The organism is Paracoccus salipaludis (assembly GCF_002287065.1).
GTDB lineage: Bacteria > Pseudomonadota > Alphaproteobacteria > Rhodobacterales > Rhodobacteraceae > Paracoccus > Paracoccus salipaludis.
Map to the genome: position 1 here is coordinate 401,285 of NZ_NSJZ01000002.1, position 26,733 is coordinate 428,017.

The 26,733-nt window shown below is 69.5% G+C and carries 26 protein-coding genes, 1 tRNA gene and 1 pseudogene; 12 read left to right on the top strand and 16 right to left on the bottom strand.

Annotated elements, in window-relative coordinates; translation table 11 throughout:
• Positions 1 to 3: 3 nt before the first annotated feature.
• On the top strand, positions 4 to 768 hold the full coding sequence (locus CK240_RS04550) for a glucose 1-dehydrogenase (RefSeq protein ID WP_095639129.1): 765 nt from the start codon (positions 4 to 6) through the stop codon (positions 766 to 768).
• Positions 769 to 820: 52 nt separating this feature from the next.
• A complete protein-coding gene (locus tag CK240_RS04555; RefSeq protein WP_095639130.1) occupies positions 821 to 1,963 on the top strand; it encodes a zinc-dependent alcohol dehydrogenase family protein in 1,143 nt (380 codons plus the stop codon).
• Here CK240_RS04555 and CK240_RS04560 read toward each other — a convergent pair.
• Both CK240_RS04560 and CK240_RS04565 read right to left on the bottom strand, forming a co-directional pair.
• Positions 1,954 to 3,033, bottom strand: a complete 1,080-nt coding sequence (locus tag CK240_RS04560) for a LysR substrate-binding domain-containing protein (RefSeq protein ID WP_095639131.1) — start codon at positions 3,031 to 3,033, stop codon at positions 1,954 to 1,956. The two genes, CK240_RS04555 and CK240_RS04560, sit on opposite strands and share 10 nt — an antisense overlap.
• A 20-nt stretch (positions 3,034 to 3,053) precedes the next feature.
• Entirely contained in the window at positions 3,054 to 3,815 is a 762-nt protein-coding gene (locus tag CK240_RS04565; protein ID WP_167649959.1) for a class I SAM-dependent methyltransferase, read from the bottom strand.
• A gap of 176 nt (positions 3,816 to 3,991) precedes the next feature.
• Between CK240_RS04565 and CK240_RS04570 the strand changes: the two genes are divergently transcribed.
• Positions 3,992 to 5,347: an MmgE/PrpD family protein gene (locus CK240_RS04570; RefSeq protein WP_095639133.1), complete on the top strand. Its 1,356-nt coding sequence runs from the start codon at positions 3,992 to 3,994 to the stop codon at positions 5,345 to 5,347.
• A gap of 93 nt (positions 5,348 to 5,440) precedes the next feature.
• Here CK240_RS04570 and CK240_RS04575 read toward each other — a convergent pair whose 3' ends face one another.
• On the bottom strand, positions 5,441 to 6,412 hold the full coding sequence (locus CK240_RS04575) for an MBL fold metallo-hydrolase (protein ID WP_095639134.1): 972 nt from the start codon (positions 6,410 to 6,412) through the stop codon (positions 5,441 to 5,443).
• Between the two features lie 407 nt (positions 6,413 to 6,819).
• Between CK240_RS04575 and CK240_RS19160 the strand changes: the two are divergent.
• Positions 6,820 to 6,945, top strand: a pseudogene (locus CK240_RS19160) (IS5/IS1182 family transposase); the annotation flags it as partial.
• Between the two features lie 188 nt (positions 6,946 to 7,133).
• On the opposite strand, the gene CK240_RS04580 reads toward CK240_RS19160, so the two are convergent.
• Together CK240_RS04580 and CK240_RS04585 are read right to left on the bottom strand one after the other, a co-directional pair.
• Positions 7,134 to 7,649, bottom strand: a complete 516-nt coding sequence (locus CK240_RS04580) for an outer membrane protein (RefSeq protein ID WP_095639135.1) — start codon at positions 7,647 to 7,649, stop codon at positions 7,134 to 7,136.
• A 793-nt stretch (positions 7,650 to 8,442) separates the two neighbouring features.
• Positions 8,443 to 8,532 (bottom strand) — tRNA-Ser (locus CK240_RS04585).
• Between the two features lie 108 nt (positions 8,533 to 8,640).
• Here CK240_RS04585 and CK240_RS04590 point away from each other — a divergent pair.
• The 4 genes from CK240_RS04590 to CK240_RS04605 all read left to right on the top strand — a co-directional run bounded on the left by CK240_RS04590 (position 8,641) and on the right by CK240_RS04605 (position 14,296).
• Positions 8,641 to 9,543 (top strand): hypothetical protein, encoded by a 903-nt coding sequence (locus CK240_RS04590; protein WP_095639136.1) that lies wholly within the window; start codon positions 8,641 to 8,643, stop codon positions 9,541 to 9,543.
• Positions 9,540 to 10,619 carry an NUDIX domain-containing protein gene (locus CK240_RS04595; protein WP_095639137.1) on the top strand — a complete coding sequence of 360 codons (1,080 nt, stop codon included), beginning with the start codon at positions 9,540 to 9,542 and terminating at the stop codon, positions 10,617 to 10,619. Before CK240_RS04590 ends, CK240_RS04595 begins: the two co-directional genes overlap by 4 nt.
• Positions 10,620 to 10,691: 72 nt before the next feature.
• Complete coding sequence (locus CK240_RS04600; protein WP_095639138.1) at positions 10,692 to 11,723, top strand: cysteine synthase A; 1,032 nt, start codon at positions 10,692 to 10,694, stop codon at positions 11,721 to 11,723.
• A 5-nt stretch (positions 11,724 to 11,728) separates the two neighbouring features.
• Positions 11,729 to 14,296 (top strand): mechanosensitive ion channel family protein, encoded by a 2,568-nt coding sequence (locus tag CK240_RS04605; RefSeq protein WP_095639139.1) that lies wholly within the window; start codon positions 11,729 to 11,731, stop codon positions 14,294 to 14,296.
• Positions 14,297 to 14,431: 135 nt separating this feature from the next.
• Here the strand turns inward: CK240_RS04605 and gyrA are convergent, their stop codons facing one another.
• The 3 genes from gyrA to CK240_RS04620 all read right to left on the bottom strand — a co-directional run bounded on the left by gyrA (position 14,432) and on the right by CK240_RS04620 (position 18,390).
• Positions 14,432 to 17,206: a DNA gyrase subunit A gene (gyrA, locus tag CK240_RS04610; RefSeq protein WP_095639140.1), complete on the bottom strand. Its 2,775-nt coding sequence runs from the start codon at positions 17,204 to 17,206 to the stop codon at positions 14,432 to 14,434.
• An 85-nt stretch (positions 17,207 to 17,291) separates the two neighbouring features.
• The gene (locus tag CK240_RS04615; protein ID WP_095639141.1) at positions 17,292 to 17,780 is read right to left on the bottom strand and encodes a disulfide bond formation protein B; all 489 of its coding nucleotides are present in this window, start codon (positions 17,778 to 17,780) and stop codon (positions 17,292 to 17,294) included.
• Positions 17,781 to 17,793: 13 nt separating this feature from the next.
• The gene (locus CK240_RS04620; protein WP_095639142.1) at positions 17,794 to 18,390 is read right to left on the bottom strand and encodes a DedA family protein; all 597 of its coding nucleotides are present in this window, start codon (positions 18,388 to 18,390) and stop codon (positions 17,794 to 17,796) included.
• A gap of 120 nt (positions 18,391 to 18,510) precedes the next feature.
• On the opposite strand from CK240_RS04620, the gene ypfJ reads away from it, so the two are divergent.
• Positions 18,511 to 19,359: a KPN_02809 family neutral zinc metallopeptidase gene (ypfJ, locus tag CK240_RS04625; protein ID WP_095639143.1), complete on the top strand. Its 849-nt coding sequence runs from the start codon at positions 18,511 to 18,513 to the stop codon at positions 19,357 to 19,359.
• A 3-nt stretch (positions 19,360 to 19,362) separates the two neighbouring features.
• Here ypfJ and CK240_RS04630 read toward each other — a convergent pair whose 3' ends face one another.
• Complete coding sequence (locus CK240_RS04630; RefSeq protein ID WP_095639144.1) at positions 19,363 to 19,548, bottom strand: hypothetical protein; 186 nt, start codon at positions 19,546 to 19,548, stop codon at positions 19,363 to 19,365.
• A gap of 51 nt (positions 19,549 to 19,599) precedes the next feature.
• On the opposite strand from CK240_RS04630, the gene CK240_RS04635 reads away from it, so the two are divergent.
• Positions 19,600 to 20,079: a type II toxin-antitoxin system RatA family toxin gene (locus tag CK240_RS04635; protein ID WP_095639145.1), complete on the top strand. Its 480-nt coding sequence runs from the start codon at positions 19,600 to 19,602 to the stop codon at positions 20,077 to 20,079.
• On the opposite strand, the gene CK240_RS04640 is transcribed toward CK240_RS04635, so the two are convergent.
• Positions 20,040 to 20,645: a sulfotransferase family protein gene (locus CK240_RS04640; protein WP_095639146.1), complete on the bottom strand. Its 606-nt coding sequence runs from the start codon at positions 20,643 to 20,645 to the stop codon at positions 20,040 to 20,042. The two genes, CK240_RS04635 and CK240_RS04640, sit on opposite strands and share 40 nt — an antisense overlap.
• A gap of 101 nt (positions 20,646 to 20,746) precedes the next feature.
• Between CK240_RS04640 and CK240_RS04645 the strand changes: the two genes are divergently transcribed.
• Together CK240_RS04645 and CK240_RS04650 are read left to right on the top strand one after the other, a co-directional pair.
• Positions 20,747 to 21,319, top strand: a complete 573-nt coding sequence (locus CK240_RS04645; protein ID WP_095639147.1) for a DUF4202 domain-containing protein — start codon at positions 20,747 to 20,749, stop codon at positions 21,317 to 21,319.
• On the top strand, positions 21,316 to 22,077 hold the full coding sequence (locus CK240_RS04650) for a cobalamin biosynthesis protein CbiX (protein ID WP_095639148.1): 762 nt from the start codon (positions 21,316 to 21,318) through the stop codon (positions 22,075 to 22,077). Before CK240_RS04645 ends, CK240_RS04650 begins: the two co-directional genes overlap by 4 nt.
• A 28-nt stretch (positions 22,078 to 22,105) precedes the next feature.
• Here the strand turns inward: CK240_RS04650 and CK240_RS04655 are convergent, their stop codons facing one another.
• From CK240_RS04655 to CK240_RS04680, 6 genes are all read right to left on the bottom strand, one after another.
• Positions 22,106 to 22,834, bottom strand: coding sequence for an ABC transporter permease (locus tag CK240_RS04655; protein ID WP_095639149.1), 729 nt, complete (start codon positions 22,832 to 22,834; stop codon positions 22,106 to 22,108).
• Complete coding sequence (locus CK240_RS04660; protein ID WP_240517278.1) at positions 22,831 to 23,517, bottom strand: ABC transporter ATP-binding protein; 687 nt, start codon at positions 23,515 to 23,517, stop codon at positions 22,831 to 22,833. The genes CK240_RS04655 and CK240_RS04660 overlap by 4 nt, the downstream gene beginning before the upstream one ends.
• Complete coding sequence (gene tenA, locus CK240_RS04665; RefSeq protein WP_095639151.1) at positions 23,507 to 24,181, bottom strand: thiaminase II; 675 nt, start codon at positions 24,179 to 24,181, stop codon at positions 23,507 to 23,509. The genes CK240_RS04660 and tenA overlap by 11 nt, the downstream gene beginning before the upstream one ends.
• Positions 24,178 to 25,116, bottom strand: coding sequence for an ABC transporter substrate-binding protein (locus CK240_RS04670; RefSeq protein ID WP_095639152.1), 939 nt, complete (start codon positions 25,114 to 25,116; stop codon positions 24,178 to 24,180). Before CK240_RS04670 ends, tenA begins: the two co-directional genes overlap by 4 nt.
• Positions 25,116 to 26,045, bottom strand: coding sequence for a HesA/MoeB/ThiF family protein (locus CK240_RS04675; protein ID WP_240517279.1), 930 nt, complete (start codon positions 26,043 to 26,045; stop codon positions 25,116 to 25,118). Before CK240_RS04675 ends, CK240_RS04670 begins: the two co-directional genes overlap by 1 nt.
• Positions 26,046 to 26,125: 80 nt before the next feature.
• Entirely contained in the window at positions 26,126 to 26,722 is a 597-nt protein-coding gene (locus CK240_RS04680) for a thiamine phosphate synthase (protein WP_095639154.1), read from the bottom strand.
• Between the last annotated feature and the right edge of the window lie 11 nt (positions 26,723 to 26,733).

Consider the following 26,733-nt stretch of genomic DNA (forward strand, 5'->3'; position numbering starts at 1 on the left):
GCAATGGCTGGGCAAGCAGGACGGCTGGAAGGCAAGGTCGCGATCGTCACCGGCGCGGGTGGCGGCTTCGGCGAGGGGATCGCGAAGCTTTTCGCGCAGGAAGGCGCGCGCGTGGGCGTGCTGGACCTGCGCGGCGACGCGGCCGGGAAGGTCGCCGCCGGGATCGGCGCGAATGCGGTCGCGCTGACCGCCGACGTCACCTCGCGCGAGCAGATGGAGAAGGCGGTGCAAACGGTCGCGGACCGCTTTGGCGTGCCGGACATCTTCGTGAACAACGCCGGCTGGACGCACCGCAACAAGCCGATGCTGGAGGTCACCGAGGAAGAGTTCGACCGCGTCTACGCGATCAACGTCAAGTCGATCTACATCATGTCCAACATCATCGTGCCCATGATGCGCCGGAAGGGGGGCGGGTCCATCGTCAACATCGGTTCGGTCGCGGGCATCCGTCCGCGCCCCGGCCTGACCTGGTACAACTCGACCAAGGGCGCGGTGAACATCCTGTCGCAGTCGATGGCGGCCGAGCTTGCGCCCGACAACATCCGCGTCAACGCGATCTGCCCGGTGATGGGTGAGACGGGCCTGCTGGAAGCGTTCATGGGCGTGCCGGACACCCCCGAGAACCGGGCCAGGTTCGTGGCCACCATCCCGATGGGGCGCATGTCGCGGCCCGAGGACATCGCCCGCGCGACGCTTTATCTTGCGTCGGACGATGCCGAGTTCATCACCGGGGTCCTGCTGCCGGTCGATGGCGGCCGCACGATCTGAACAAGGGCGCCCGCCCGAGGCGGCGGGCCCCGTTCCACCTGGAGAAAGCACCATGCAGACCCGCGCCGCCGTCCTGAAATCCTCTCCGGTCTCGGCACCCTATGCCGAAAGCCGCCCGCTCGTCATCGAGACGGTCGAGCTCGATCCCCCCGGCCCCGAGGAGGTGCTGGTCAGGATCGAGGCGGCGGGGCTCTGCCATTCCGACCTGTCGGTCATCAACGGCAACCGTCCCCGCCCGCTGCCGATGGTGCTGGGGCACGAGGCGGCGGGAACGGTCGTGCAGGTCGGATCGGCGATCCGCGACCTCAGGGAAGGCGACCGGGTGGTGATGGCCTTCCAGCCCACCTGCGGCAGCTGCCTTCCCTGCGCCGAAGGCCGCGCGGCGCTGTGCATCCCGGGCGCCGAGGCGAACGGCAAGGGCGTCCTGATGTCCGGCGAGATCCGCCTGCATGACTGCGGGGACCATCACGACATCCATCACCATTGCGGCGTCTCGGCCTATGCCGATCACGCGGTCATCTCGCGCCATTCGCTGGTCAGGGTGGACGCCGACGACATCCCCTTCGAGGAGCTTGCCCTGTTCGGATGCGCCGTGCAGACGGGCGTGGGCGCGGTGCTGAACACCTGCCGCGTCCAGCCGGGCCAGAGCGTGGCCATCATCGGGCTGGGCGGCGTCGGCATGGCCGCGCTGCTTGGCGCCCTGGCCGCAGGCGCGACCGAGGTGCTGGCGATCGACCTGGCCGAGGACAAGCTGGCCTTCGCACGCGAACTGGGCGCGACGCGCTGCTACAACGCGGGCGAGGAGGGGCTGGTCGAGCGGATCCGGGCCGAGACCGGGGGCGGCGTCGATCACGCGGTCGAGCTTGCGGGTGCGGTGCCGGCGTTCCAGCTTGCCTATGCGATCACCCGGCGCGGCGGGCAGACGGTGACGGCCGGCCTTGCGCCCCCCAGCGCCGAGTTCAAGCTGCCGGCGGTCAACCTGGTGGCGGACGAACGGACGGTGAAGGGCAGCTACATGGGTTCCTGCGTGCCGCAGCGCGACATCCCGCGCTTCATCCGCATGTACCGGGCGGGCATCCTGCCGGTGGACAAGCTGCTGACCGGCAGGCTGACGCTGGACCAGATCAACGAGGGCTTCGACTGGCTCGACCGCGGCGAAGCCATCCGCCAGGTCGTCGTCTTCGATCACGGCTGACGGCGGCGGGACGAGACGACGGCGGTTCTTCGAACGGCCGGACCAAGCGCCACGGGCAGGCCGGCATCGCCCGGACCTGTGTTCCCCGGTGCGCCTTCCTCGTTCCGGTGCGCCGCGCCGTCCGGCGCCGAGATCCGCGCGCCGATCCAGCGGCCGCTGCGGGCAAGGTCCAGCAGGGTTTCGCGCACGAGGTCATGGATCACGCCGGCGGCCTTGGTCATCGGCCTGCGGCCCGAGCGGGCAAGGTGGATGCTGCGCGTCAGGCAGGGCGCCTCGATGATCCAGCGTTGCAGCCGGCCCTCGCGGATCTCGGCGTTGATCGCGTTTTCGGGCAGGATCGAATAGCCGAACCCTTCGGCCACGAGCGACTTGATGTTGCCGTAGGAATCCACGTCGATCACCGTGTTCATCGCGGTGCCGGCGCTTTCGGCGACGCGCGTCAGCAGGTCGCGCAGGCCGTGCCCCCGGCCGGGCAGGATCAAGGGCATCTGTGCGACCGTTGCGAAGGGCAGCGCCGATCCCGGCTCGGGCATCGGTTCGGGGCGCAGGCCCCCGGTGGGGCCAAAGAACAGAAGGTCCTCGTCCAGCAACTGCTCGGTCGAGATGCCGTGCCGGTCAGCCTGCCCATACAGCACGGCAAGGTCGATGCGCTCGTCACGCATCCATTCGAGGATGAAGCCGCTCATGGCCTCGGCGATCCGCAGCTTGATCTTGGGATAGCGCGTCCGGGCGGCGGTGATCAGGGGCACGGCGACGATCTGGCCGATCGTCCCGGGAAGGCCCAGGCGCACCTCTCCCGACGGGTCGTTGTCATGGCCCCGGATCTCCTCCTCGGCGACGGTCAGCTGGTCGAGGATGATGCGGGCGTGCCGCATCAGGATCGCGCCCGCCTCGGTCGGCTCGACCCCGCGGGGCACGCGCACCAGCAGCGGCGTGCCCATGTCCGCTTCCATGTTGCGGACGTGCAGCGACAGGGCGGGCTGCGCGACATGCAGGAAGTTCGCCGCGCGCGAGAAGGACCCCTGTTCGACGATGGCCACGAAATATCGCAACTGGCGAATGTCAAGCATGTCGGACTAACCCATTGAACCTACGGCGCCTCAGGCCCCGAAGGCAGAGCAGGCGCCGAGAGGCTCCAGCATATCATCGGTTGCGTCAGGACCGCCATGCCGTCGCGGCTGCGGATGTTGTCCCGCCAGGCGCGGGCCAGCGACGACTGGTTGCGGGCCGCGACCCGGACGCGTTCCGGCGTCACCCGCGCCAGGTATCCGACGAAATCCTCCAATCCGGCGAAGCGGCTTTCCTGGGACCAGTGCCGCAGGTCGCGCAGGATCAGCCGGCGGTCCAGGATCAGCCTTTCGACAGCCTGTCGCGCCAAGGCGCGGATGCGGGTTTCATCCTCGATGGGCTGCATGATGCGGAAGAAGCTGCCTTGGGCAAGCGGCTCGATCACCACCAGCCGCCCGCCCGGGCGCAGGACGGCGGCGGTGTGCAGCAATGCGGCGGGCATGGCCTCCGTGGGGATGTGATGCAGCGAGTTGACGAAGATCGCGGCGTCGAAGAGGGGAAGTCCGGCCGGAAGGTCCTCGGCCCTGGCGCAAAGGAACCGGGCCGCGGGCACGCGCTGCGTGGCGCGCGCCACCGCCGCCGCGGAAGGATCGATCCCGGTGACCCTGAAGCCGCGCCGGGACAGGGCGCGGGCGATCCCGCCGTCGCCGCAACCGACGTCCAGGACGTCCTTTGCCCCCGCCGCCTTCAGCGCATCGGTGAGGACGGAAACCGCATCGACCTGTCCCCCCGTCATGCCCGCAGGATCGGTGGCGGACTCGTCGCGTCTTGCCGAAGGGGTCATGGCTGCTCCTGGCTTGCAGGTCAGCGGACCACGGCAAGGGCAAGACATCAAATAGCCGATTCCTTTCTCTGCCATACCGCCCGGCTATAGGCCGAAGGTCGAAGCCCTATTGGACAGGCACGCTCCGGCCCGCAGATGATGCAGGCGCCCTAGGGCCGAGCCGGAGGAAGACTGCCATGACCATCACGCGCGACCTGGCGGAGTTCGCCGCCGGAACGAAGGCGGACGAGATCCCCGCCGAGGTGATCGATCGCGCGCTGGCGCTGATGACCGACCTCGCGGGCTCGGCTATCCGCGCCGCCCATGACGCCGAATCCAGCCCCGCCATCCTGGCCATGCTGGAACGGCTTGGCCTGGCAGGAGAGGGGCCCTGCCTGGTCTTCGGAATGTCGCGCTGCTTCGGCGCAGGAGCGGCGGCGCTGCTGAACGGCGCCTTCGGCCATTCGCTCGATTTCGATGACACCCATGCCGACAGCTCGCTTCACCCGAGCGCGCCGGTCGTTCCCGCGGCGCTCGCGGCGGCCGAGCTGACCGGCGCCTCGGGGCTAGGGATGCTGGCCGCGATCGTTGTCGGCTTCGAGGTCTGCTGCCGCATCGGCATGGCGCTGGACCCGACCGCCCATTACGCGCGCGGCTTCCACCCGACCGCCACCGCCGGAACCTTTGGCGCCGCGGCGGCGGCAGGGCGCCTGCTGGGACTGGACGCGGCTGCCATGGAGGCAGCCTTCGGAGTGGCGGCGAGCCAGGCTTCGGGCTCGTTGCAGTTCCTCGAGAACGGGGCCTGGAACAAGCGCTACCAGGTCGGCGAGGCCGCGATGAAGGGGCTGATGGCCGCCACCCTTGCCGCCGAAGGATTCCAGGGCGCCAAGGAGGCGCTTGAAGGCAGGCACGGCCTGCTGAAGGGCTACAGCGACGATGCGTCGGCCGAGCGTGCGACCGCCGGACTGGGCACGGTCTGGGAAACCATGCGGATCGGCGTGAAGCCCTATCCTGCCTGCCGCTATACCCATGCGGCCGTGGACGGGCTTCTGCAACTGCGGCAGGCGCATGGCTGGGCCGCCGACGACATCGCCCGCGTCAGCGTCGGGCTGCACCGCAACGGGATCGCGCTGGTTGGCGCACCGCTTGAAGAAAAGCGCCGCGCCCGCACCATCGTCGAGGGGCAGTTCTCGATGCCATATGCGGCCGCCGTCGCCCTGCTGCGCGGCCAGTTCGGCTGGGACGATTATGACCTGCTGGGCGATGCCGGGGCCGAGGCCGTCGCGGCGCGGGTGGATGTCTGGAACGATCCGTCGCTGGAAGGCTTGCGCCACCCCTTCGGCGCGACGCTGAAGGTCGAGGCCCGGGGCGAGACGCACGAACTGCGCATCCCCGATCCATCGGGCGAGCCCGAGACCTTCCCCGACCCCGAGGCCTTGGCGCGCAAGTTCGCCGCCCTGACCCGCCCTGTTTCCAACAGCCGCGACACGGACTGGCTGTCTCTGCTGGGCGGACTGCGCGAGGCCGCGTCGGTTCGCCAGCAGATGTCCTGACGCCCGGCGAGAACGCCCGCCGCGCCTGTCCGCGCCCGCGGGCTTCAGGGAAGCCGAAGGGCCATGCGGCCCCCCGGCGTCGGGGCGGTGGAGTCACCCGTGCCGGACGGGGATCGGAACATATTCGAACCCTTGCCCCTCGCGGCGGATGTGGCCCAAGCCCGGGAAGGGGAAGTGATAGCCGATCAGCGGCAACTGCTCGGCTGCCGCCATGTCGAACAGCTTGATCCTGGTTTCCGCAGCCTGGTTCGGATCGGTGTCATAGGCGAAGGCCCAGCCGGGGTTCTCGAACAGCAGCGCATAGTGGTGGACCACGTCGCCGACGTTGAGGAAGGACTGGTTCCCCGAACTGATCAGGTAGGAGGTATGGCCGACGGTATGGCCGGGGGTGCTGATCGCCGTGATGCCGGGCAGCACCTCTGCCTTGTCGGTGACAAAGGTCAGCCGGTCGCGGTAGGGCAGCAGGTTGTGCCGCGCGGCCTTGACGAAGGCGGGCTGCGACCCTTCCCCCGACAGCTTCGCCTCGTCGGTCCAGAAGTCGAAGTCGGCCTGCGACATGTGAAGCTGCGCATTGGGGAAGTTCAGCGTCCCGTCAGCTGCGACAAGGCCCGAGCAGTGGTCGATATGGGCATGGGTCAGGACGATGTCGTCCACCTGGCCGGGCTCGATCCCCGCGGCGGAAAGGTTGCCCAGCAGCCGCCCGGACTGGTCGCCGAACATGGCGTCCCTGCCCATGCCGCTGTCGAGCAGCACCACCCGTTCGCCGATGTTCAGGACAAGGCAGTTCTGTTCCAGCATCATCGGGCTGACCGGCAGGAACTCGTCCTTCAGGATGCTTGCGATGGTGTCGGGCGAGGCGGCGGGGAACTGGTCGTTCGCCGAGCCGAGGTTCAGCAATCCGTCCGAGATGATCGTCGCCTCGATGTCACCGATGGGAAAGCGATACCATCCGGGGATTGTCGTGCCGATCTGCGGTGCGCGTGCCAGGCCGGCACCCGGAAGCAATGCGCTGGCGACAAGGCCGCTCGTGGCCGCCAGAAAGTGCCGCCGGTTCAAGTTCGCCATGATCTTTCCTCCGTTCAGCCCGTCCTCCACAGGCGTAGGCCAGCCTAGGAGGGCCGCCGGAGGGCCGACAAGGAGCGTTTTGTTATGGTTGCGCTGCATGAATGTTATGGACCGCTGGTGCGCGCACCGGCTTGCTGCCGTTGCGACGGCCACCGGTCCAGCCTTGCAGCGTCTGTCCTTGATGAGGTATCTTCTCGCCTCTCCGGCCCGCCCGTGACGGCGAGCGCAATGACGCACCGATCCTGCCTCGGCAGAGGGCCTGCATCCGCAAACGCCTTAGGGTCAGGACCCATTGATCTGCCTGCTGCTGCGTGACTCAGCCTCCGCGAGGGGACTGACCGATGAGCGGGCGCAGCCGAGGATTACGAAAGCCTCGAGTATGCCGGCACGTCGCTCACAGCGGAGCGCTCGGGCCATACCGCCGGTTGGCAAAGGATTTGGCGCGATCGGTGGAAAGCTCAGCGGCATGGACCCTGATCGCACGCAGCAGGCTCATGACACGGCGTCCCGCAAGATACTGCGATGTCGCGTGAACTATTGAATCAGGCTCTCAGGCAGGCCGGGCGCCCGTCCGTCAGTTTTCGTCAGAAGTCATAGCGCATGCCGACGAGCAGGTCGAAGGTCTCGAACTTGCCGTCGAAGCTCTCCGTCTGGGGACCGTCGAAATCGCCCGACTCGGTCTGGAACCAGCGTCCCTCGGCGAAGAGGTTGACATTGGGGTTCAGCTCGTAGCTGACACCCCGATCAACTGGTAGGCAAACACCGTGTCGGTGTCGAAATCCTGGCCGCCGGCACTCACGTCCACGTTGGCCCCGCCGATACCACCGCCGAAATAGGGCCGGACCGTCCCGGTCGCGCCCATGCCGTCGAACATGTAGAGCGCATTGAACATGAAGGCGTTGGCAGAGGTGTCGCCGTCGGCACGGTCGCCTTCGGCACGGTCTGTGACGGTGAAGTCGGCTTTGCGGTAAGCGTATTCGATCTCCATCAAGAAATTCGGCGTGACGGACGCGCCGACCGCGACGCCCAAGGTATACCCGGTGTCATGGTCGAAGCTGGGGAGGGCGATTTGCGTCCCGTCCTCCGTCAGGGTGGAGTCCAGGTCCGAGGGCCAGGTCGCGCCTCCGAAACCCTTGACGTAGGCTTCTTCCAGCGAGAATGCCTGTGCGGACAGCGTCCCGGTGCCGCCCGCCAGCGCGGCGAAGGCCATTGCTGCAGTCAAAGGTATCTGTTTCATGGAACTCCACCTTTCCCTGTTTCCCCGCCGAGACTTGATTTTACACTAGCAGCAGACGATCCCTAAGCGATTCGCTGCGGCGTGACAGACTGAAATTGAGCAGACTCCGGCTTGGCTGCCGCTTGATCGCGGCAGCGCCAGCCCGCAACAGGTCATGCCGGGGCAGCCGAACTCACGTGGCATCATCTCCCTAGGAATGCCGAAGCGCAGGACAATGATGATGATGCCAAGGCCAACCGGTCATCGCATCGAAGGCGGACACCCTTGGGCCCGGGTCGTTGCCTTGGCAGAAGAGGCACAGTGGCCTCCCACAGCTGGTTGGAAACAAGGGGGCTTGCTTATGGCCTCTCAACGCATGAACAGCGGTTTGTTGGGAAAGCCAGTGTAGGCGAGATCAAGATTCTCCTGCCCGCGCCTGCAAGCACCGCGCTCGGTGCTATCCGACACAAATCCGTCGAGGAGAAACCCGTGTGAAAGCTTTAACTTCAAACGATGGCACCAAAGGGACTTTTCTCGCCACCGAGCCGAAGGCCGAGGCTCGGGCGGTGCATTCCAAGTCGAGGCGCGCAATGTTCACATTATCCAATGAGAGGCAATCTGACTGCCGACACCATTGGAGGCAGCCAAGATGCTGCAAGGACCACTGGTCAGTGATGCGGTGATATCGATGGAGAGGCCGCGACAGAAGCAGATGCTGTTGAATCCTGTTGCGCGCGAGCGCTTTTACAGGGTGGGCAGGAACACGGGTATATTCAGCACGTCCCTGAAAATTTGCAAAATAGTCAGTGTAGTGTGGCGGAGAGGGTGGGATTCGAACCCACGGAACCCGTGAAGGCTCAACGGTTTTCGAGACCGCCCCGTTCGACCACTCCGGCACCTCTCCGCGCTTTGGGTGGTGCGGGGCATTTATCGGGGCGGGGGTTGAAGCGCAAGGGCTTTCGCGGAAAAATCGCACAGCGGCAGATGAGCCCGCGCCAGAGGACCCGTCCCGATGATCCGAACCGCCTCCATCGGCCTGACCGGCCTCGTTCTGGCGACCTGCCTGGGCCTTTCCTCGCCCCTGCCGGCGTTCGCGCAGGCGCAGCTGACGCCGGGGCAGGCGCCCCCCCAGTTCCGGCCCGTGGATGCGGACCGGATCGTGGCCGCGATGCAGGTCGATCGGCTGGCGGACGTGCTCGCGGCCGAGATCGCCGTCTCGGGCGATCCCTTCCGGCCCGACATCCCCGAGCAGGATGGCCCTGACGAAGGCTGGGGCGCGATCGTCTCGCGCGTCGCGCCGGCCGGGCGCATCCGCGCGGGTCTGCGCGACGCAATCGCCCGCGGCGTCGAGGGGCTGGGCGACCCGGCCGAGCGCGCCGCCGTGGCCGAGGCGCTGAGCTTCTGGGAAGGCGGCCTCGGGCGACGTGTCGTCCTGCTCGAGATCGGCGCGCGCGAGGCGCTGGCGGCGCCCGACATCGAGGCCACGGCGCGTGAAAGCTTCGCCGCCGCCGCGGCCCGCGGCAATCCCCGCGCGGCGCAGGTGCGGGCGCTGATGGACGCCGCCGATCTGGTCGAACCGGCGGTTGCCGCCTCGCTGAACATCGCGGTCGCGACACTGGAGGGCGCGCAGGAGGCGGCGCAGAACGGACCGCGCGATCCCTCGATCATCGAGGACGCTTGGGCGCAGGAGCCCGAGATCCGCGCCGACCAGACCGGCTGGATCGAGGCGCTGGTCTTCATGGCCAGCGCGCCCCTGTCCGATGCCGAGATGGTCCGGCTGATCGAGGCTGCGGGCCACCCCGGCAACCGGCGTCTCAGCGCGATCCTGAACGAGGCCGCGACCGCGACCTTTGTCGATGTCGCGCGCGATCTGGGCCGCGCCTCGGCCCTGCGCCTTCAGGGCGAGCAGCTGTGAGCGCCCGGTTGCTGCTGGTCGGACCCTTGGCCGATCCCCTGATGATGGCGGCCCTTGGCCTTGAGCCCGCGGGCGACCCGGTGGCCTTGCCGGGGCGTCTTTCGGGCGGCGGCCGCGCGGGCATCGCCCTGGATGGCTGGCCGGGATGGGACCGCGATGCGCCGGGCGGGATCACGGCCCAGCCGGTCGAGGCGAATGACCGGCTGAGCCGCTATGCCGGGATCATGGACCTGCAGCCGGTCCAGGCGACGGAGGGCAGGGTCCTGGGTGCCGTCCCCGGCACCCGGTCCAGGGACGGCACCTTTCAGGCGGAGCTTGCCGCGCAGGTGGCCGCCGACCTGCTTGCGCGCGACCCGGCCCAGCCGGCGCAGGCGATCCGCGCGCGGCTGCCCATGATCGCCTGGTGGGCTGCCGCGCGCCTGCGGGCCGCAGCCGAGCGAGGGGAGGCCCTGCCGCCGGGTCCCGAGGGCGAGGACCGGCTGCGCATCGAAGGCAGGGATGAGCCTTACGGAAAGTACTTCTCGGTCGAGTCGCTGCGGCTGACGCATCGCCTTCATCAGGGCGGCTGGTCCGAGCCGCTGGAACGCGCCGTGTTCGTTTCGGGCGACGCCGTGGTCGTGCTGCCCTGGGACCCCGCGCGCGACCGGGTGCTGCTGGTGGACCAGTTCCGCGCGGGACCCGCCGCCCGGGGCGACGCCCAGCCCTGGATCTTCGAACCCGTCGCCGGCCGCATCGACGCCGGCGAGACGCCCCGATCCACCGCCCTGCGAGAGGCTGTCGAGGAGACGGGGCTGACCCTGACCGGCCTGATCCCCGCGCCCGCCTTCTATCCCACGCCCGGCATCGCCGCCGAGTTCATCTATGGCTTCATCGGCATCGCCGACCTGCCCGACGGCATCGCCACCGTGACCGGCCTTCCCTCCGAGGGCGAGGACATCCGGGGCCAGCTTGTGTCGCGCGACGAGCTGATGCGCATGGTGCTGGACGGGCGCATCGTCAGCGGTCCGCTGATGATCCTGGCGCTCTGGCTGAACCGCATGGCGGGGGAACTCAAGCAGAGCCTTGTGCCCGGTTGACGCCTGCGCGAGCCGGGTTGCCCGGCCCGGCCGCTGCTGGTTTAACGGGGGCGACAAGGAAAGGCCCCGTTCATGCGCAACTGTCCCGACCTGGCCGCCGCGATCGGCCACACCCCCCTGATCCGTCTCAACCGCGCGTCCGAGGCGACCGGCTGCGAGATCTGGGGCAAGGCCGAGTTCATGAACCCCGGCCAGTCGGTCAAGGACCGCGCGGCGCTGTATATCATCAAGGACGCCGTGGAGCGGGGCGAACTGCGCCCGGGCGGAACGGTTGTGGAAGGCACCGCGGGCAACACCGGCATCGGGCTGGCGCTGGTCGGCGCGTCCATGGGCTTCAAGTCCGTGATCGTGATCCCGGAAACGCAGAGCCAGGAAAAGAAGGACATGCTGCGGCTTGCCGGGGCCGAGCTGGTCGAGGTGCCGGCCGCGCCCTACAAGAACCCCAACAACTACGTCCGCTATTCGGGCCGCCTGGCCGAGGCGCTGGCGAAATCCCTGCCGGGCGGGGCGATCTGGGCCAACCAGTTCGACAACACCGCCAACCGGCAGGCACACCTGGAAACCACCGGTCCCGAGATCTGGGAACAGACCCAGGGCAAGGTGGACGGCTTCATCTGCTCGGTCGGCTCGGGCGGGACGCTGGCGGGCGTGGCGATGGCGCTGCAGGGCAGGGGCGTGAAGATCGGGCTGGCCGATCCCGAGGGCTCGGCGCTGCATTCCTTCTATACCGAGGGCGAGCTGAGCGCACCCGGCAACTCGATCACCGAAGGCATCGGGCAGGGCCGAATCACGGCGAACCTGGAAGGGATCACCCCCGACTTCAGCTGCCGGGTGCCGGACGACGAGGCGCTGCCGGTCCTGTATGACCTGCTGGAATACGAAGGCCTGTGCCTTGGCGGCTCGTCGGGCGTCAACGTCGCGGGCGCGATCCGCATGGCGCGCGAGATGGGGCCGGGCAAGACCATCGTCACCATCCTGTGCGACGTGGGCACGCGCTATCAGACCAAGCTGTGGAACCCGGTGTTCCTGCGCAGCAAGGGCCTGCCGGTGCCGCATTGGCTGGAGCGGGGGGCATCGTCGCTGCCGGACGTGACCGAAGCGTGAAGCCGATGCGCGCCGGTCCTGTTCCTGCCGCGCCCTTGCGGCTGGCGTCGGTCGCCCTTGCGCTGGCCGTGGCGCTGTGGCTGTCGCTGGCCGCAGGCGCGCTGGCGCAGCCCACCAACGAGCCCGACTATCCCGCCTGGGAACAGACCGCAGGCCGGGCCGAGCAGTTGCTGGAAGCCACGGACACGCCCCCTGCCACGCTGGATGCGCTGCGGGCCGAGGTCGTTGAGTGGCGCGAGCGCTTTTCCCAGGCGCAGACGCTGAATGCCCCCCGCATCGGCACCGTTCGCGAACAGATCGCCGCCCTCGGCCCCGCCCCCGCGGAAGGGGAAACCGAGGCCGAGGAGATCGCGGCCCGCCGCAAGGAACTAAACCAGCAGCTTTCCGAACTGCAGGCGCCGGGTCAGCGCGCGACCGAGGCTCACAGCCGCGCCGACAGTCTGGTGCGGGCCATCGACGAACAGGCACGGGCCCAGCAGACGAACGCGCTGCTGCGGCTCAGCCCCTCGCCGCTGCTGCCGGCCAGCTGGGCCAAGGCGGCCGAGGCGGGGATACAGGTGCTGCAGGGCATCCTGCAGGACATGCGCGACCGCACCTACGGGGCCGCGGGCTCGGCGCTGATCGGGCGGATGCCGGTGATCGTCATCTACCTGCTGGCGGCACTGGGCCTGCTGATCTACGGGCGGCGCTGGGTGGATTCACTGCCCTCGCGTCTGTCCTCGCGGGCCAGCGACTATGCGCGGGACGCGGTGGCCTTCGGGGCCTCGCTGGGGCAGATCGTCATTCCCACGGTCGGGGCCTATCTGCTGGTGCGGGCGGTGGACACGACCGGTCTGATCGGTCCATGGGGGCGGCCGATCCTGATGGCGCTGCCCGTCGCGGCGCTGCTGGTCTTTGCCGGACGCTGGCTGGGGCAGCGCTTCTTCCCGATGACCAGCGACCCGCCGATCTGCTATCCGGTCGAACTGCGCCAGCGCGGCCGGATCTATGCGACCCTGCTGTCGATGATGGTGGCAGTGCATCACGTCGCGGCGCAGGCGCTGCTGCCGTTGTCGGGCCTGCGCGCCGGCGCGCCGCTGAGCCGCCGCGTGCCCATCGAGATCAACGAGGCCGCCGCCGCCGTCTGGCACCTGCCCCTAGTCGTCCTGGGCGCGATCTGCCTGTATCGCCTGGGCGACATCCTGCGCCGGGCCACCAGCTACACCGTGCCCGGCACTCCCGGCTACCGCACCCGCGTGGTGGGCTTCGCGGGCAACCTCGCCCGGCTGGCGGCCGTCATCGCGCCGCTGGCGCTGGCGGTGGGCTTCGTCACGATGGCCAACGCGCTGCTGTGGCCGATGGCGATGACGATCGGGCTCTTGGCGCTGGTGATCCTGCTGCAGGAATTCTCGACCGACCTGTGGGTGCTTCTGCGCCGCAACCGCAACGGGGCGCGGGACGACCTGACCCCGGTGCTGACCGGCTTTGCGCTGGTCATCATGTCGCTGCCGCTGGTGGCGCTGATCTGGGGCGCGCGCGTGGCCGAGCTTGTCGAGGCATGGACGCGGATCAGGCAGGGCATCACGCTGGGGGGCGTCCGGCTTTCGCCCGGCGCGATCCTGACCTTCATCGTCATCTTCACGCTCGGCTACATGCTGACGCGCGTGGTGCAGGGGACGGTACGCAACTCGATCCTGCCCCGCACCCGGCTGGACGAGGGCGCCAAGAACGCCGTCGTCTCGGGGCTGGGCTATGTGGGGATCGTGCTGGCGGCGCTGGTGGCGATCACCTCGGCGGGCATCGACATGTCCAGCCTCGCGATCGTGGCCGGCGCCCTTTCGGTCGGCATCGGCTTCGGCCTGCAAAACATCGTGTCGAACTTCGTGTCCGGCATCATCCTGCTGGTGGAACGGCCCGTGGCGGTGGGTGACTGGATCCAGGTCGGCACCTCGCAGGGCTATGTCCGGCGCATCTCGGTCCGCTCGACCCGCATCCAGACCTTCGACCGGACGGACGTGATCGTCCCGAACTCGGACCTGATCTCGAAGGAGGTCATCAACTGGACGCGCGGCAACCTGCAGGGCCGCATCATCGTGCCGATCAGCGTGGCCTATGGCACCGACACCCGCAAGGTGGCCAAGATGCTGGAGGCCATCGCCGAGGACCAGCCCACGGTCCTGATCAACCCGCCGCCGATCATCGTCTTCACGGGCTTCGGCGCGGACGGCCTCGATTTCGAACTGCGGGCGATCGTGTCCGACATCAACGGCGGCACGAGCGTCCAGAGCGAGATCCGACACCAGATTGTCGAGCGCTTCGCCGCCGAGGGGATCGAGATCCCCTTCGCCCATCGCGACGTCCGCATCCTCAATCCCCAGGGCCTGCTGGACAGCATGCCCGCTGCCGGGCGCCCGCCCGCCGCCAATGCCAGGACGACCGCCCCCGAGGCCCCGGTTGCCGGCCCCGCGCCCGAGCCGCCGAAGGGCCTGGGCGACGATCACCCGCAGATTGCACGGGCGGCCTCCTCGGGGCTGGAGGATGTGGGCGGTTCCGGCGATGCGGACGGCGATGGCGAGGGCGACGACGGGCGCTAGAACAGCCCGGCGGCCGTGCAAGGCCGGCGCCTTCAGGAACCGCCCCGTTTTCCGCAGCCGCTCGACCTGCCCGCCGCACAGGAAAACGCCGCGCTTGCCCCTGGCAGCGCGGCGTTCTTGTCAGGGCAGGGGGCCTCAGCCCTCGTTTTCGACCGTCTCGATCTCGGGGCCGCCGTTACCGTCGCTCTGGTCGGCGACGCGGGCGACCGAGACGACCTCCTCGCCCTCGGCCGTGTTCAGGACCCGGACACCCCCGGCCGAACGCGAGCGGAAGCTGATGCCGTCCACCGGAACCCGGATCGACTGCCCGGTCGAGGTCGCCAGCATGATCTGGTCGTCCCGCGTGACCGGGAAGCTGGCGATCAGCGGGCCCCCGCGCATGCCCTTGTCCATCGCCATCACGCCCTGGCCGCCGCGCCCGCGCACCGGATAATCGTGGGCCGAGGACAGCTTGCCCGCGCCCCGGGCGGTCACGGTCAGGATCAGGTCCTCGTGCGCGCTCATCTCGGCATAGCGTTCCGACGACAGCGCGGCCTCGGCCACGTTCTCGTCCTCGTCCGGCTCGGCCCCGTCGTCCAGCGCGCCCTCGACCGCGCGGCGCATCTTGATATAGGCCGCGCGTTCCTCGGGCGTCGCCTCGAAGTGCCGGATGATCGACATGGACACCACGCGGTCGTCCCCGGCCAGGCGGATGCCGCGCACGCCGGTCGAGTCGCGGCCCTTGAAGATCCGCACGTCCGTCGTCGGGAAGCGGATCGCCCGGCCCATGGCCGTGACCAGCATCACGTCGTCGTTCTCGTCCGCGATGCGCACGTCCACCAGGCTGACACCCTCGGGAAGCTTCATCGCGATCTTGCCGTTCGACTTGACGTTGGTGAAGTCCGACAGCGCGTTGCGGCGCACGTCGCCGTCCGAGGTGGCGAAGATCACCTGCAGCGCGTCCCACTCCTGTTCGGGGACATCCACCGGCATCAGCGCGGCGATCGAGGTGCCGCCGTCGATCGGCAGGATGTTGACCAGCGCCTTCCCGCGCGAGGTCCGCCCGCCCAAGGGCAGCCGCCAGGTCTTGAGCCGGTAGACCATCCCGTCGGTCGTGAAGAACAGCAGTTCGGTATGCGTGTTCGCGACGAACAGCGTCGTGACCACATCATCCTCCTTGGTGGCCATCGAGGACAGGCCCTTGCCGCCACGCCGCTGGCTGCGGAACTCGGACAGGGCCGTGCGCTTGACGTAGCCGCCCGAGGTGATGGTGACGACCATGTCCTCGCGCTCGATCAGGTCCTCGTCGTCCAGGTCGCCCGCCCATTCGACGATCTCGGTCCGGCGGGAAACGGCGAACAGCTCGCGCACCTCGCGCAGCTCGTCCGAGATGATGCCCAGGACGCGCTGGCGGCTGGCGAGGATCGCCAGATAGTCGCGGATCGCATCGGCCAGCGATTGCAGCTCGTTCGTCACCTCCTGCACGCCCAACTGGGTCAGGCGCTGCAGCCGCAGGTCCAGGATCGCGCGTGCCTGCGTGTCGGACAGGTTGTAGGTGCCGTCGTCGTTCACCGGGTGCAGCGGATCGTCGATCAGCTTGAGATATTCCAAGATCTCGTGCGCGGGCCAGCGGCGTTCCATCAGCCGGTCGCGCGCCTCGGCCGCATCGCGCGAGGCGCGGATGGTGGCCACCACCTCGTCCACGTTCGACACGGCGACCGCGAGGCCGCAGAGGATGTGGCTGCGCTCGCGCGCCTTGCGCAGTTCAAAGGCGGTGCGGCGGGCGACGACTTCCTCGCGGAAGGCGATGAAGTAGGTCAGGAAGTCGCGCAGGGTCAGCTGTTCCGGCCGGCCGCCGTTCAGCGCCAGCATGTTGGCCCCAAAGGTGGACTGCATGGGCGTGAAGCGGAAAAGCTGGTTCAGGACCACCTCGGCCGTGGCGTCGCGCTTGAGCTCGATGACCACGCGCACGCCCTGGCGGTCGGATTCGTCCTGGACATGGGCGATGCCCTCGATCTTCTTTTCCTTCGCGAGGTCGGCGATGCGCTCGATCAGCGTGGCCTTGTTCACCTGATAGGGCACGTCGTCGAGAATGATCGCCTCGCGTCCCGCGCGCAGCGTCTCGATCCGCGTGCGGGCGCGCACGGTGATCGAGCCGCGGCCTTCCAGATAGGCCTTGCGGATCCCGGACCGGCCCAGGATCACGCCGCCGGTCGGGAAGTCGGGACCGGGCACGATCTCCATCAACCGCTCGGTCGGAAGGTCGGGGTTCTCGATCAGCGCCAGCGTGGCGTCGATCACCTCGCCCAGGTTGTGGGGCGGGATGTTGGTGGCCATGCCGACGGCGATGCCGCCCGCGCCGTTGACCAGCATGTTGGGAAAACGGGCGGGCAGGACCGTCGGCTCGCGGTCCTTGCCGTCGTAGTTGTCCTGGAAATCGACGGTTTCCTTGTCGATGTCCATCAGCAGCCAGTTGGCCGCCTTGGCCATCCGCACCTCGGTATAGCGCATGGCCGCCGGGGGGTCGCCGTCCATGGACCCGAAGTTGCCCTGCCCGTCCAGCAGCGGCAGCGACATGGAAAAGTCCTGCGCCATCCGCACCAGCGCGTCATAGATCGCCGCGTCGCCGTGGGGATGGTACTTACCCATCACGTCGCCCACGGGACGGGCGGACTTGCGATAGGACTTGTCGAAGGTGTTGCCGGTCTCGTCCATCGCGAACAGGATGCGGCGATGGACCGGCTTCAGCCCGTCGCGCAGGTCGGGGATCGCGCGGCTGACGATGACCGACATGGCGTAATCGAGATACGCGGTGCGCATCTCGGTCGCGATGTCGATGGTGGGGCCGTCATGGGGCATCACGGCGCGTTCAGGCGCCTCCGTGCCTTCGGGATCGTCCGTCGGCAGGTCGTCTTCAGGGGTATCGGCCAAGGGTTCCGCCTTTAGATGTCTTTAGGGGCAGATGTATCATCTGTCGCCTTAAATTTCAAGCATTTTGCCTGAATTTTCAGGGTTTTCAGCGCCCGGAACGACGCAGCGACAGCGCCCATGCGACCCCGAGGACGGCCGACAGGATCGCATTCCACGCGGCCATGCTGAGGCCGAGCAAGATCCAGCTCGGCTGGTCGCAGCGGATCACCTGCGCGCCCCGGATGCGGGCCAGCAATTCGTCCGTGCTGACCGCCGACAGATCCCCCAGCCCGCCCGAGCAGGCCGTCGGTCCGGCCCACCAGGCCTGTTCCACGCCCACGTGGTAGATGGCGAACGCGGTGGCGAGGATCGCGGCCAGCAGGCCCAGCAGCCCCAGGATGCGGCGGAAGCCCGCCACCGCCATGCCGAGGCCGATCGCCACGGCGGCGGCATGGGGCCAGCGCTGCAGCAGGCACAGCTCGCAGGGCGCATAGCCCCGCGCCTGGAAGAAGAAGGCCCCCGCCAGCAGCGCGGCCGAGCCGGCTGCGGCAAGGATTGCCCAGCTGCGGGCGTCGGGGCGCGGGGCTCGGGTCATGCGGGGGTCTTCCTTATCGCGGCGTCCAGGTGACGACGCGGTACAGATAGACCACGACAACCGTGACCACGACCAGAGTCGACAGCGGATCGATCACATCGGCGACACGGTGGTAGTTGGCTTCCAGCAGCAACCCCGCCCCCGTCAGCAGCAGCGTCCACAGCAGGCTGCCCAGCGCGGTATAGCCCAGAAACCGCAGCCAGGGCATCCGCGCGACGCCCGCGGGCACCGAAATCAGCGTCCGCACGACCGGGGCCATCCGCCCGGTCAGCACGGCCAGCCCCCCGTAGCGGTCGAACCAGGCCTGCGCCCGGTCGATGTCCGAGGGCGACAGCGTCAGCCAGCGCCCGTGCCGCGCGGCCCAGCGCTTGAGCCGCGCCGCCCCGATGCCCGCCCCCACCACGTACCAAAGCGAGGTACCCAGGACCGAACCCAGCGTTCCGACCAGCACCGTGGGCCAGAAGGACAGCTGCCCCGAAGCGGAAAGATAGCCCGCCAGAGGCATGATGACCTCCGACGGGATCGGCGGAAAGACGTTCTCGGCCAGCATCAGGAAGAAGATGCCGGGATAGCCCCAGCTCTCGATCACCGACAGAACCCACTCGAACATCCGTCCCTCGCGTCATTGGCCGCGGTTCAGCTGTCCGCAACCCCGGTTCCTTTCCAACTCTTGCACGGTCCGTCAACCCTGCGTATCCGTTGGGCCGGATCACTCCAAAGGATGCGCGACATGGAATGGCGAGGCCGCCGCGGCAGCAGCAACATCGAGGATCGGCGCGGCATGGGCACGGCCGGCGCGGGCGGCCTGGGGCTGGTCGGTACGCTGGTCGTGCTGGCGGTCGGCTGGTTCTTCGGCGTGGACATCTCGCCCCTTGTCAGCGGGATGCAGGACGACGCGCGTCCCGGCGAGGAACGCCAGCTGAGCGCCGGAGAGCAGGAGATCGGGCAGTTCGTCTCGGTCGTCCTGGCCGACACCGAGGAGATCTGGAGCGACGTCCTGGCCCAGCAGGCGGGGATCCAGTACCAGGAACCCAAGCTGGTGATGTTCTCGGGCGCGGTGCAGTCCGCCTGCGGCGGCGCATCCTCGGCCATGGGACCCTTCTACTGCCCCGGCGACCAGCGGGTCTATCTCGATACCGACTTCTTCCAGGTCATGCAGCGGCAGATGGGGGCAGGGGGCGACTTCGCCTATGCCTATGTCATCGCGCATGAGATCGGCCACCATGTCCAGAACCAGATCGGCATCCTGCCGCGCGTGAACCGCCTGCGGTCGCAGGTCGGACAGGCCGAGGGCAACCGTCTGTCGGTGCTGACCGAGCTTCAGGCCGACTGCTTCGCCGGGATCTGGGCGCGCCATGCGGGCGACCGCTTCGGCACGATCGAGCGCGGCGACGTCGACGAGGCCGTGAACGCCTCGCGCGCCGTCGGCGACGACATCCTGATGGAAAAGGCGGGCCGCGCGCCCATGCCCGACAGCTTCACCCACGGATCGGCCGCCGAGCGCAGCGAATGGCTGGTCCGCGGCATGCAGTCGGGCCAGATGGCCGACTGCAACACCTTCGCGGAAGCAGGGCTGTAAGGCTCAGGGCCCGGGGATGCGGCGGGGGGCGCGGTCCATCTGCGCCCAGTCGGGAACCCAGCCCATCCAGTCGGCCGTGCCCAGCAGGACCACCGCCGCCACAATGGCGACCACCAGCTTGACCCGCCCCGCCGAGGGCGGGTTTCGCACCCATCGGGCGGCCCGCATCAGCCAGATCATGTTGTTCATCGTCCCAAACCTCTGCTAGACCGTGCCCGCCTGACGCCGAAGGACTGCCGTTTGCCCACTCATACCGAAACACGGGTGCTGCCCTATACCGCGCAGCAGATGTATGACCTTGTCGCGGACGTGGAAAGCTACCCGCAGTTCCTGCCCTGGAACACGGCCGCCCGCATCCGGTCCCGCACGCCCGGTCCCGACGGGTCCGAGGTGATCGAGGCCGACCTGGTCATCAGCTTCAAGGTCTTCCGCGAACGCTTCGGCAGCCGCGTCACGCTGTTCCCCGCGCAGAAGCGCATCGACACCCGCTACCTGGACGGGCCCTTCACGCACCTGCACAGCGAATGGTCCTTCAAGGACCGCCCCCAGGGTGGCTGCGAGGTCTGCTTCTTCGTCGATTTCGAGTTCCGCAACGCCATCCTGCGCCGCGTGATCGGCGTGGTCTTCGGCGAGGCCATGCACCGCATCGTCCGCGCCTTCGAGGACCGGGCGCGCGCCCTTTACGGCGCGGACCGGGCGGCGGATTCCCACAGGGCGTAATCCTCGGCCAGCGCCGCGCGCAGCCGCGCCTCGGTTTCCGGGGCCAGCGACATGTCGGCGGGCGGCGAGACGTTGACGCGCTTCAGCGTCAGTTCGGTCTTCAGCGCCTCGCCGAAGAAGGCCAGCACCTCGTCCATGCGTTCATACTGGAACAGGAGGTCCGGCCCGTTCCGGCCGGGCGCGGGCGACAGGAAGCCCGTCTGCCGCCCCAGCGCGGCATAGGGGGGACGGCTTTCGGACAGGTAGTCCTGCACGAAGCCCTCGAAGCTGATGCCGATGGTGCTGTTGGGCTTTCCCATGGTCTGCGGGCGCTGGCGATAGCGATACCAGCTTCCCAGCCACGAGATCGGCTCGCGCACCACCGCCGCGACCCGGAAGGGCGGGCCGGGAATGTTGCGCAGCAGGGGCTCGATCCGCAGGTTGTACTGACTCATCGTCAGGTGCTTGATCTCGGGACGCGAGCGCAGGACCATCTCCGCCTTCGGCGCCAATGCGGCTTCCAGCGCGGTGGTCCCGGTCTTGGGGATCGACAGCAGCACCAGACGGGGGGCGACGAAAGCCAGCATCGGCAAACCTTTCCTGTTGGGCGGGATATTCCCGGCGGGGGGCGGCTTGGCAAGTCCGCGCGGTCGTGGCACCTGTTGGTCGCAACGCAAGGGAGCGCAGCATGACGCAACGCCAGCAGGTCTTCGCCGCCATCGACGCCGCCAACGCCGCCGACCCGCGGCTGGAAGACGGCCAGCCGGTCGAGCTGCTTTACGGCCAGCGCATGACCGCCGAGCAGGAGCGGCTGTATCCCGACGCCCCCGACGCGCTGGCCATCGCCTGCCGTGGCCAGCACATCGAACGCTGGCTGCTGCCGCGCAAGGACTTCCCCGAGGGGCGCGAGGGCTACCTGACCTGGCGGCGCGAGCAGGGCCGCCGGCACGCCGAGCGCGTCATGGGCCTGATGCGCGGCGCGGGCTATCCCGACGACCAGGTGGACCATGCCGGCCGGATGCTGCGCAAGGAAGGGATCAAGCGCGACCCCGCCGTGCAGGCTCTGGAGGATGTCGCCTGCTTCACCTTCATCCGCCACTACCTCGGCGATTTCGCCACAACGCAGGACCCCGACGCCCTGCTGGTCATCGTCCAGAAGACCGCCCGCAAGATGTCGCCCGAGGCCCGCAGGCGCGCGCTGGCCGAGTTCCCCATGCCGGCCGCCTTCGCCGCCGCCTTCGAGCTCGAGGACGCCAGATGATCGACGCTGCGCCCCGCTGCCAGGGTTGCCGCTGCGCCACCGGCGCGGCGCCCGTGGAAGCGGCCGCCCCGCCCTTTGCCGCCATCGTGGCCCACGGCCAGCCGGGCGACCCCGGCGCGCTGCAACCCGAACTCGAGGCGCTGGCCGCCCGCGTGCAGGCGCTGATGCCCGGCTGGATCGTGCGCGGCGCGACGCTGGCCTGCCGCCGCAGCCTGTCGGCGCTGGAAGGCGTGCAGCTTGTCTTTCCGCAGTTCATGGCCGACGGCTGGTTCGTCCGCAGCGAGACGCCGCGCCGCCTGGCCGAGGCCGGGGTGGACGGGGCACGTCTGATCGCGCCCTTGGGGCTTGACCCCGAACTGCCCGCCATCGGCGCGCGGATCGCGCAGGACGCGGCACGGCGCGCGGGCATCGACCCGGCGCGGGCGACGCTGGTGGTCGTGGGTCACGGCTCGAAGGGCTCGCGCGCGTCGGCCAACAGCACCCGCGCCTTTGCCGAGGCGCTGCCGGATCGCGCGGGCTTCGCCGCCGTGACGACCGCCTTCATCGAGGAGGCGCCCTTCCTGGATGACGTGGTGCCCGAAGGGCCGGCCGTGTGCCTGCCCTTCTTCGCAACCAACGGCGGCCACACGATCGAGGATATCCCGCAGGGCTGGCGCGGCCATGGGCCGATTGCCCCGCCCATCGGAATGAACGACGCCATCCCGGACCTGATCGCCGCCGCCTTGCGCACCGCCGCCGCCGAGCCCGTCGAAGGCTGAACCCTCCGGCGACCCGGGGCCGGGACCGTCAGAAGCCGCGCTTCCGCAGCATCCGCGCCAGCGCCCGGTCCACCGTGCCGTAGATCGACAAGGACAGCGCCACCACGACGATCAGGGCGGCGAACATGAGGTCGGTCTTCATCCGCCCGTTCGCCTGGATCATCAGCGCGCCAAGTCCGCGCGCGCCGCCGACCCATTCGCCGATGACCGCCCCCACGGGCGCATAGATCGCCCCCAGCCGCAGCCCGGATGCAAGCCGGGGCAGGGCCGCCGGAAAGCGCAGGTGCCGCAGTTCGGCCCAGCGGCCCGCGCCCATGGTCCGCGCCACGTCCATCTGCGCGGCGGGCGGCGCCATCAGTCCATCGTAAAGCGCCTGCGCCACCGGCACGAAGACGATCAGCACCACCATCGCCACCTTGGGCGCCATGCCGAAGCCCAGCCACAGCGTCAGGATCGGGGCCAGCGCAAAGACCGGGATCGCCTGGCTGACCACCAGCGCGGGCGACAGCGCCCGCCCCAGCCGGGGAACCGTCGCCATGGCCGCCGCCGTGACGATGCCCAGCGCCGCACCAAGCCCAAGCCCCAGCAGCGTTTCCCAGGCGGTCAGCATCGCCGCCGGGGCAAGCTCGGCGCGGTGGACCCACAGCGCCCTGCCGACCGCCAGGGGGCCGGGCAGCAGGTAGGGCGGCAGGCCCGTCAGGCGGACGAAGCCTTCCCACAGCATGAGGGCGGCGGCGATGGCCAGCAGCGCCCTCATGCGAGCAGCCTTTCCGTCAGGGCGGCCTGCGCGGCCAGCACCTCGGGCGCATCGTGCCGGCGGGGGACGGGACCGGGCGGTGCAGGGTGCCCGGCCAGCCCGGCCGGAGTCATCACCAGGATGCGGTCGCCCAGCCGCGCGGCCTCGGCGGGATCATGCGTGACCATCAGCACGGTCGTGCCCTGCAACAGACGGGCCGCCATGTCGCCGATCTGCAACCGCAGCCGCGCATCCAGTGCCGAGAAGGGTTCGTCCAGCAGCACCAGCGGCCGGTCCTCGGCCAGCGTCCGCGCCAGCGCCGCCCGCTGCCGCTGGCCGCCCGACAGCTGCGCGGGCAGGCGGTCTTCCAGCCCCTCCAGCCCCACGGCCGCGATCATCCGGGCGATGCGGGCGGGATCGGCGGCCTCGCCCCGCAGCCGTGCGCCAAGGCCGATGTTCTGCGCCACGGTCAGCCAGGGGAACAGCCCCGCATCCTGGCCCATCAGCGCGCAGGGCAGGGTGGACACCGTGCCCCTGAACTCGACCCCCGTCGGCAGCCCGGCGAGCAGCCGCAGCAGCGTCGACTTCCCCACGCCCGAGGCGCCCAGAAGGCAGGTGATCCGCCCCGGAGCCAGCGTCAGGTCGAGGGGCGCGAACAGCCCCGGCGCCTCGCCCGCGACTCGCGGCGCAGCGTCAGTTTTCAAGGCCGAGGTTCCAGAAGGCCGCCTCGAGCCGTGTCGCGGTGGCGAAGCGCCCGGCGAGTTCGCGCCAGCGCGGCAAGGTCTCGGGTGCATCGCCCAGCCGTGCCGCAACCGCGGCGTCGATCAGCGCCCCGACCTCGCGGCAGGTCCGCTGGTAATCCTCGGACGCATAGGTGGCGATCCAGTCGCGATAAGGGCTGTCCGCCGCCCCCTCGCGTGCCAGCCGCGCCCCGATCTCGCCATACCCCAGCACGCAGGGCGCCAGCGCGGCCAGCAGGTCGAGGAAATCTCCGCTGTAGCCTGCTTCCAGCACATAGCGGGTGTAGGCCAGGTTCCCCGGCGCCTCGGGCGTGGTTTCCAGCGTCTCGGCCGGGATGCCCGCTTCGGCGCAGATGCGGATGTGCAGCGGCATCTCGTGGTTGACCAGCGCATCCACCGTGGCGATGCAGGCGCGCATCTCGGCCAGCGTTCCGGCCTTGGCGGCGCCCAGCGCCCAGGCGCGGCTGAAATGGATCAGGAAGCGATAGTCCTGCACGAGATAGCGCAGGAACCCGTCGCGCGGCAGTGTCCCGTCACCCAAGCCCTGCACGAAGGGATGGCGCACATAGTCGTCCCACGCCCCCGCGGCCTCGCGCCAAAGGGCGAAGCTGCGGCCGTAGCCCGTCATTCCCCGGCCCCCGGATCAAGCGCGATGCGGTCAACCGGCCAGGCCTCGTCGATCAGCCCGGCGTCCAGCAGGAACTGCTCGAAGCGGCGATAGCGGCCGTGGTCCAGGGCGGCGGGGGACAGGGCGAAGCGGCCGAAGGTGTCCGCCCAGGCCTGGGTGTTCAGCTCGTCCGACAGGTCGGGGGCGTGGGCCGCGAAGACCTCGCGCGCCTCCTCGGGGTGGTTCAGTATGAACTGGGTGCCGCGTTCCACGGCGGACAGAAAGCGCGTGATCCGCTCGCGGTCCATGCGGTCGGGGTTGGCGACGAAGATCAGCTCGTCATAGGCGGGCAGGCCTTCTTCCTCCAGGAACAGGCAGCGGCCCTCGCCGCCCGCCAGCCGCATCTGCGTGGCCTCGAAGTTGCGGTAACCGCCGATGGTCGCATCGACCTGCTTCGACAACAGCGCGGGCGTCAGCGACCAGTTGACGTTGACCATCTCGACATCGTCCAGCGTCAGCCCGGCGGTCTTCAGCAACGCCGAGACCAGCGCCTGTTCCACGCCCGCGACGGAATAGCCGATCCTGCGGCCCTTGAGGTCGGCCACCTGCTGCACCGGCCCGTCCGCGCGGACCATGAGGCAGTTCAGCGGCATCGCGACCAATGTGCCCACGCGGCGCAGGGGCAGGCCCTCGTGCACCTGCAGGTGCAGTTGCGGCTGGTAGGTGATGGCAAGGTCGGCCTGTCCCGCCGCCACCAGCTTGGGCGGGTCGGCGGGATCGGCGGGGGCCACGATCTCGACCTGCAGCCCCGCGTCGGTGAAGAAACCGCGCTCCTGCGCGATCACGATGGGGGCGTGGTCGGGGTTCACGAACCAGTCGAGCATCAGGGTCAGCTTGTCCTGCGCCAGCGCAGGAGAGGCCAGCGCCAGCAGCGCGGCGGTCAGCAGGTGCTTCATCAGTGGTCTCCGGCAGCGATCAGCACGATCTCGGGGTGGGTGGGGGCCAGCAGGCGCGCCGCGCGCCACGCCCGCAGGCCCGAGCGGCAGGCCAGCACGGCGCGCGTGCCCCGGGGTGGCAGGGGCGGCGCGGCGGGATCGGCGCGCAGGGCCGAAGGGTGGATGGAAACGGGGGCCTCGTCCGTGCCGCGCAGTTCCAGCACGAAGTCGCCCGGACGGATCTCGCCCGCGTCGATGAAGCGGAAGCCGCCTTCGGGTTCGGGCGCGCCGTCGAAGCGGAAGCCGCTCCACCGCAGGCCGGGGTTCAGGGTGAGAAGCTGCCCGAGGGGCGAGGGCTCGAGCCGCAGCAGCAGCGCCAGCGCCATCTGCGCCTGTGCCGTGCCCAGCATTCCCACGACCGGCCCCAGCACGCCCGCCGTGGCGCAGTTCGCGGCGCGGTCCGGCAGGTCGGGAAAGACCGCCCGCAGGCTGGGCGCGCCGCCGCAGAAGCCGCCGCAATAGCCCGACAGTCCCAGCGCCGAAGCCGAAACCAGCGGCACCACCGCCGCAAGGCAGGCGTCCGACAGGACATAGCTGGCGGCGAAGCTGTCCGCGCAGTCCAGCACGACATCCGCCCGGGCGACCAGTCCGGCCGCGTTTGCGGGCGTCAGCGGACGGGGCAGGGCCGTCACGGACACCCCGGGGTCGAGCGCCTGCACGAAGGCCCGCGCCGACTCGGCCTTGTTCCAGCCCACGCGGCCCGCATGGATCGGCTGGCGGTGCAGGTTGCCCGTCTCGGCCACATCGGGATCAACAACCGTCAGCGCGCCGACGCCCGCGCCTGCCAGGTACATGATCGCGGGCGAGCCAAGCCCGCCTGCGCCGACGACCAGCACGCTGGCCCCTCGCAGCCGCGCCTGACCCTCCTCGCCCACCTCCGGCAGGGTCATCTGCCTGATGTGCCTTCTTTCTGACTGAAATACCCCACGGGGGTCCGGGGGTGTGAAACCCCCGGCTTCGGGCACTCCGCTCATGCCGTCACCCGCAGCCATTCCCGCATCCGAGCCTCGGGGTCGGGGTTCAGCGTGATGTCCGTCACCGCCGAGACGACATCCGCGCCCGCGTCCAGCGCCGCGCGCCCGCGCTCGGGCGTCAGGCCGCCGATGGCGACCAGCGGCACCGCGTCCACGCGCCGCTTCCATTCCCCGACGCGGTCGAGCCCCTGCGGCGCCCAAGGCATCTTCTTCAGGATCGTGGGCCAGACCGGGCCGAGCGCCACATAGTCGGGACCGACCGACAGCGCCCGGTCCAGTTCGGCGCCGTCATGGGTGGAAACTCCCAGACGCAGCCCGGCCCCCCGGATGGCGGACAGGTCGGCCCCGTCCAAGTCCTCCTGCCCCAGGTGCAGCCAGTCGCAGCCAAGCTCGATGGCAAGGCGCCAGTGGTCGTTGACCACGAGAATTGCGCCCCTCTCGCGCGCAAGGTCGCGGGCGCGGGCGATCTCGGCCCGCAGGGCCTCGTCCGACGCATCCTTCATGCGCAACTGGATCATGCGCACGCCGACAGCGAGGGCGCGGGACACCCAGTCGGCGGAATCGAAGATGGGGTAGAAGCGGGGCAGGGACATCAGCGCCTGCC

Excerpts from the sequence above, each read along its gene's own strand:
- CK240_RS04600 (WP_095639138.1), top strand. The coding sequence starts at position 10,692 with ATGCGCAACTGTCCCGACCTGGCCGCCGCGATCGGCCACACCCCCCTG.
- CK240_RS04645 (WP_095639147.1), top strand. The coding sequence starts at position 20,747 with ATGACGCAACGCCAGCAGGTCTTCGCCGCCATCGACGCCGCCAACGCC.
- CK240_RS04675 (WP_240517279.1), bottom strand. The coding sequence starts at position 26,045 with ATGACCCTGCCGGAGGTGGGCGAGGAGGGTCAGGCGCGGCTGCGAGGG.
- CK240_RS04550 (WP_095639129.1), top strand. The coding sequence starts at position 4 with ATGGCTGGGCAAGCAGGACGGCTGGAAGGCAAGGTCGCGATCGTCACC.
- CK240_RS04575 (WP_095639134.1), bottom strand. The coding sequence starts at position 6,412 with ATGGCGAACTTGAACCGGCGGCACTTTCTGGCGGCCACGAGCGGCCTT.
- CK240_RS04630 (WP_095639144.1), bottom strand. The coding sequence starts at position 19,548 with ATGAACAACATGATCTGGCTGATGCGGGCCGCCCGATGGGTGCGAAAC.
- CK240_RS04555 (WP_095639130.1), top strand. The coding sequence starts at position 821 with ATGCAGACCCGCGCCGCCGTCCTGAAATCCTCTCCGGTCTCGGCACCC.
- CK240_RS04580 (WP_095639135.1), bottom strand. The coding sequence starts at position 7,649 with ATGAAACAGATACCTTTGACTGCAGCAATGGCCTTCGCCGCGCTGGCG.
- CK240_RS04670 (WP_095639152.1), bottom strand. The coding sequence starts at position 25,116 with ATGAAGCACCTGCTGACCGCCGCGCTGCTGGCGCTGGCCTCTCCTGCG.
- CK240_RS04615 (WP_095639141.1), bottom strand. The coding sequence starts at position 17,780 with ATGACCCGAGCCCCGCGCCCCGACGCCCGCAGCTGGGCAATCCTTGCC.
- ypfJ (WP_095639143.1), top strand. The coding sequence starts at position 18,511 with ATGGAATGGCGAGGCCGCCGCGGCAGCAGCAACATCGAGGATCGGCGC.
- tenA (WP_095639151.1), bottom strand. The coding sequence starts at position 24,181 with ATGACGGGCTACGGCCGCAGCTTCGCCCTTTGGCGCGAGGCCGCGGGG.
- CK240_RS04605 (WP_095639139.1), top strand. The coding sequence starts at position 11,729 with ATGCGCGCCGGTCCTGTTCCTGCCGCGCCCTTGCGGCTGGCGTCGGTC.
- CK240_RS04570 (WP_095639133.1), top strand. The coding sequence starts at position 3,992 with ATGACCATCACGCGCGACCTGGCGGAGTTCGCCGCCGGAACGAAGGCG.
- CK240_RS04655 (WP_095639149.1), bottom strand. The coding sequence starts at position 22,834 with ATGAGGGCGCTGCTGGCCATCGCCGCCGCCCTCATGCTGTGGGAAGGC.
- CK240_RS04640 (WP_095639146.1), bottom strand. The coding sequence starts at position 20,645 with ATGCTGGCTTTCGTCGCCCCCCGTCTGGTGCTGCTGTCGATCCCCAAG.
- CK240_RS04650 (WP_095639148.1), top strand. The coding sequence starts at position 21,316 with ATGATCGACGCTGCGCCCCGCTGCCAGGGTTGCCGCTGCGCCACCGGC.
- CK240_RS04680 (WP_095639154.1), bottom strand. The coding sequence starts at position 26,722 with ATGTCCCTGCCCCGCTTCTACCCCATCTTCGATTCCGCCGACTGGGTG.
- CK240_RS04620 (WP_095639142.1), bottom strand. The coding sequence starts at position 18,390 with ATGTTCGAGTGGGTTCTGTCGGTGATCGAGAGCTGGGGCTATCCCGGC.
- CK240_RS04590 (WP_095639136.1), top strand. The coding sequence starts at position 8,641 with ATGATCCGAACCGCCTCCATCGGCCTGACCGGCCTCGTTCTGGCGACC.
- CK240_RS04565 (WP_167649959.1), bottom strand. The coding sequence starts at position 3,815 with ATGACCCCTTCGGCAAGACGCGACGAGTCCGCCACCGATCCTGCGGGC.
- CK240_RS04560 (WP_095639131.1), bottom strand. The coding sequence starts at position 3,033 with ATGCTTGACATTCGCCAGTTGCGATATTTCGTGGCCATCGTCGAACAG.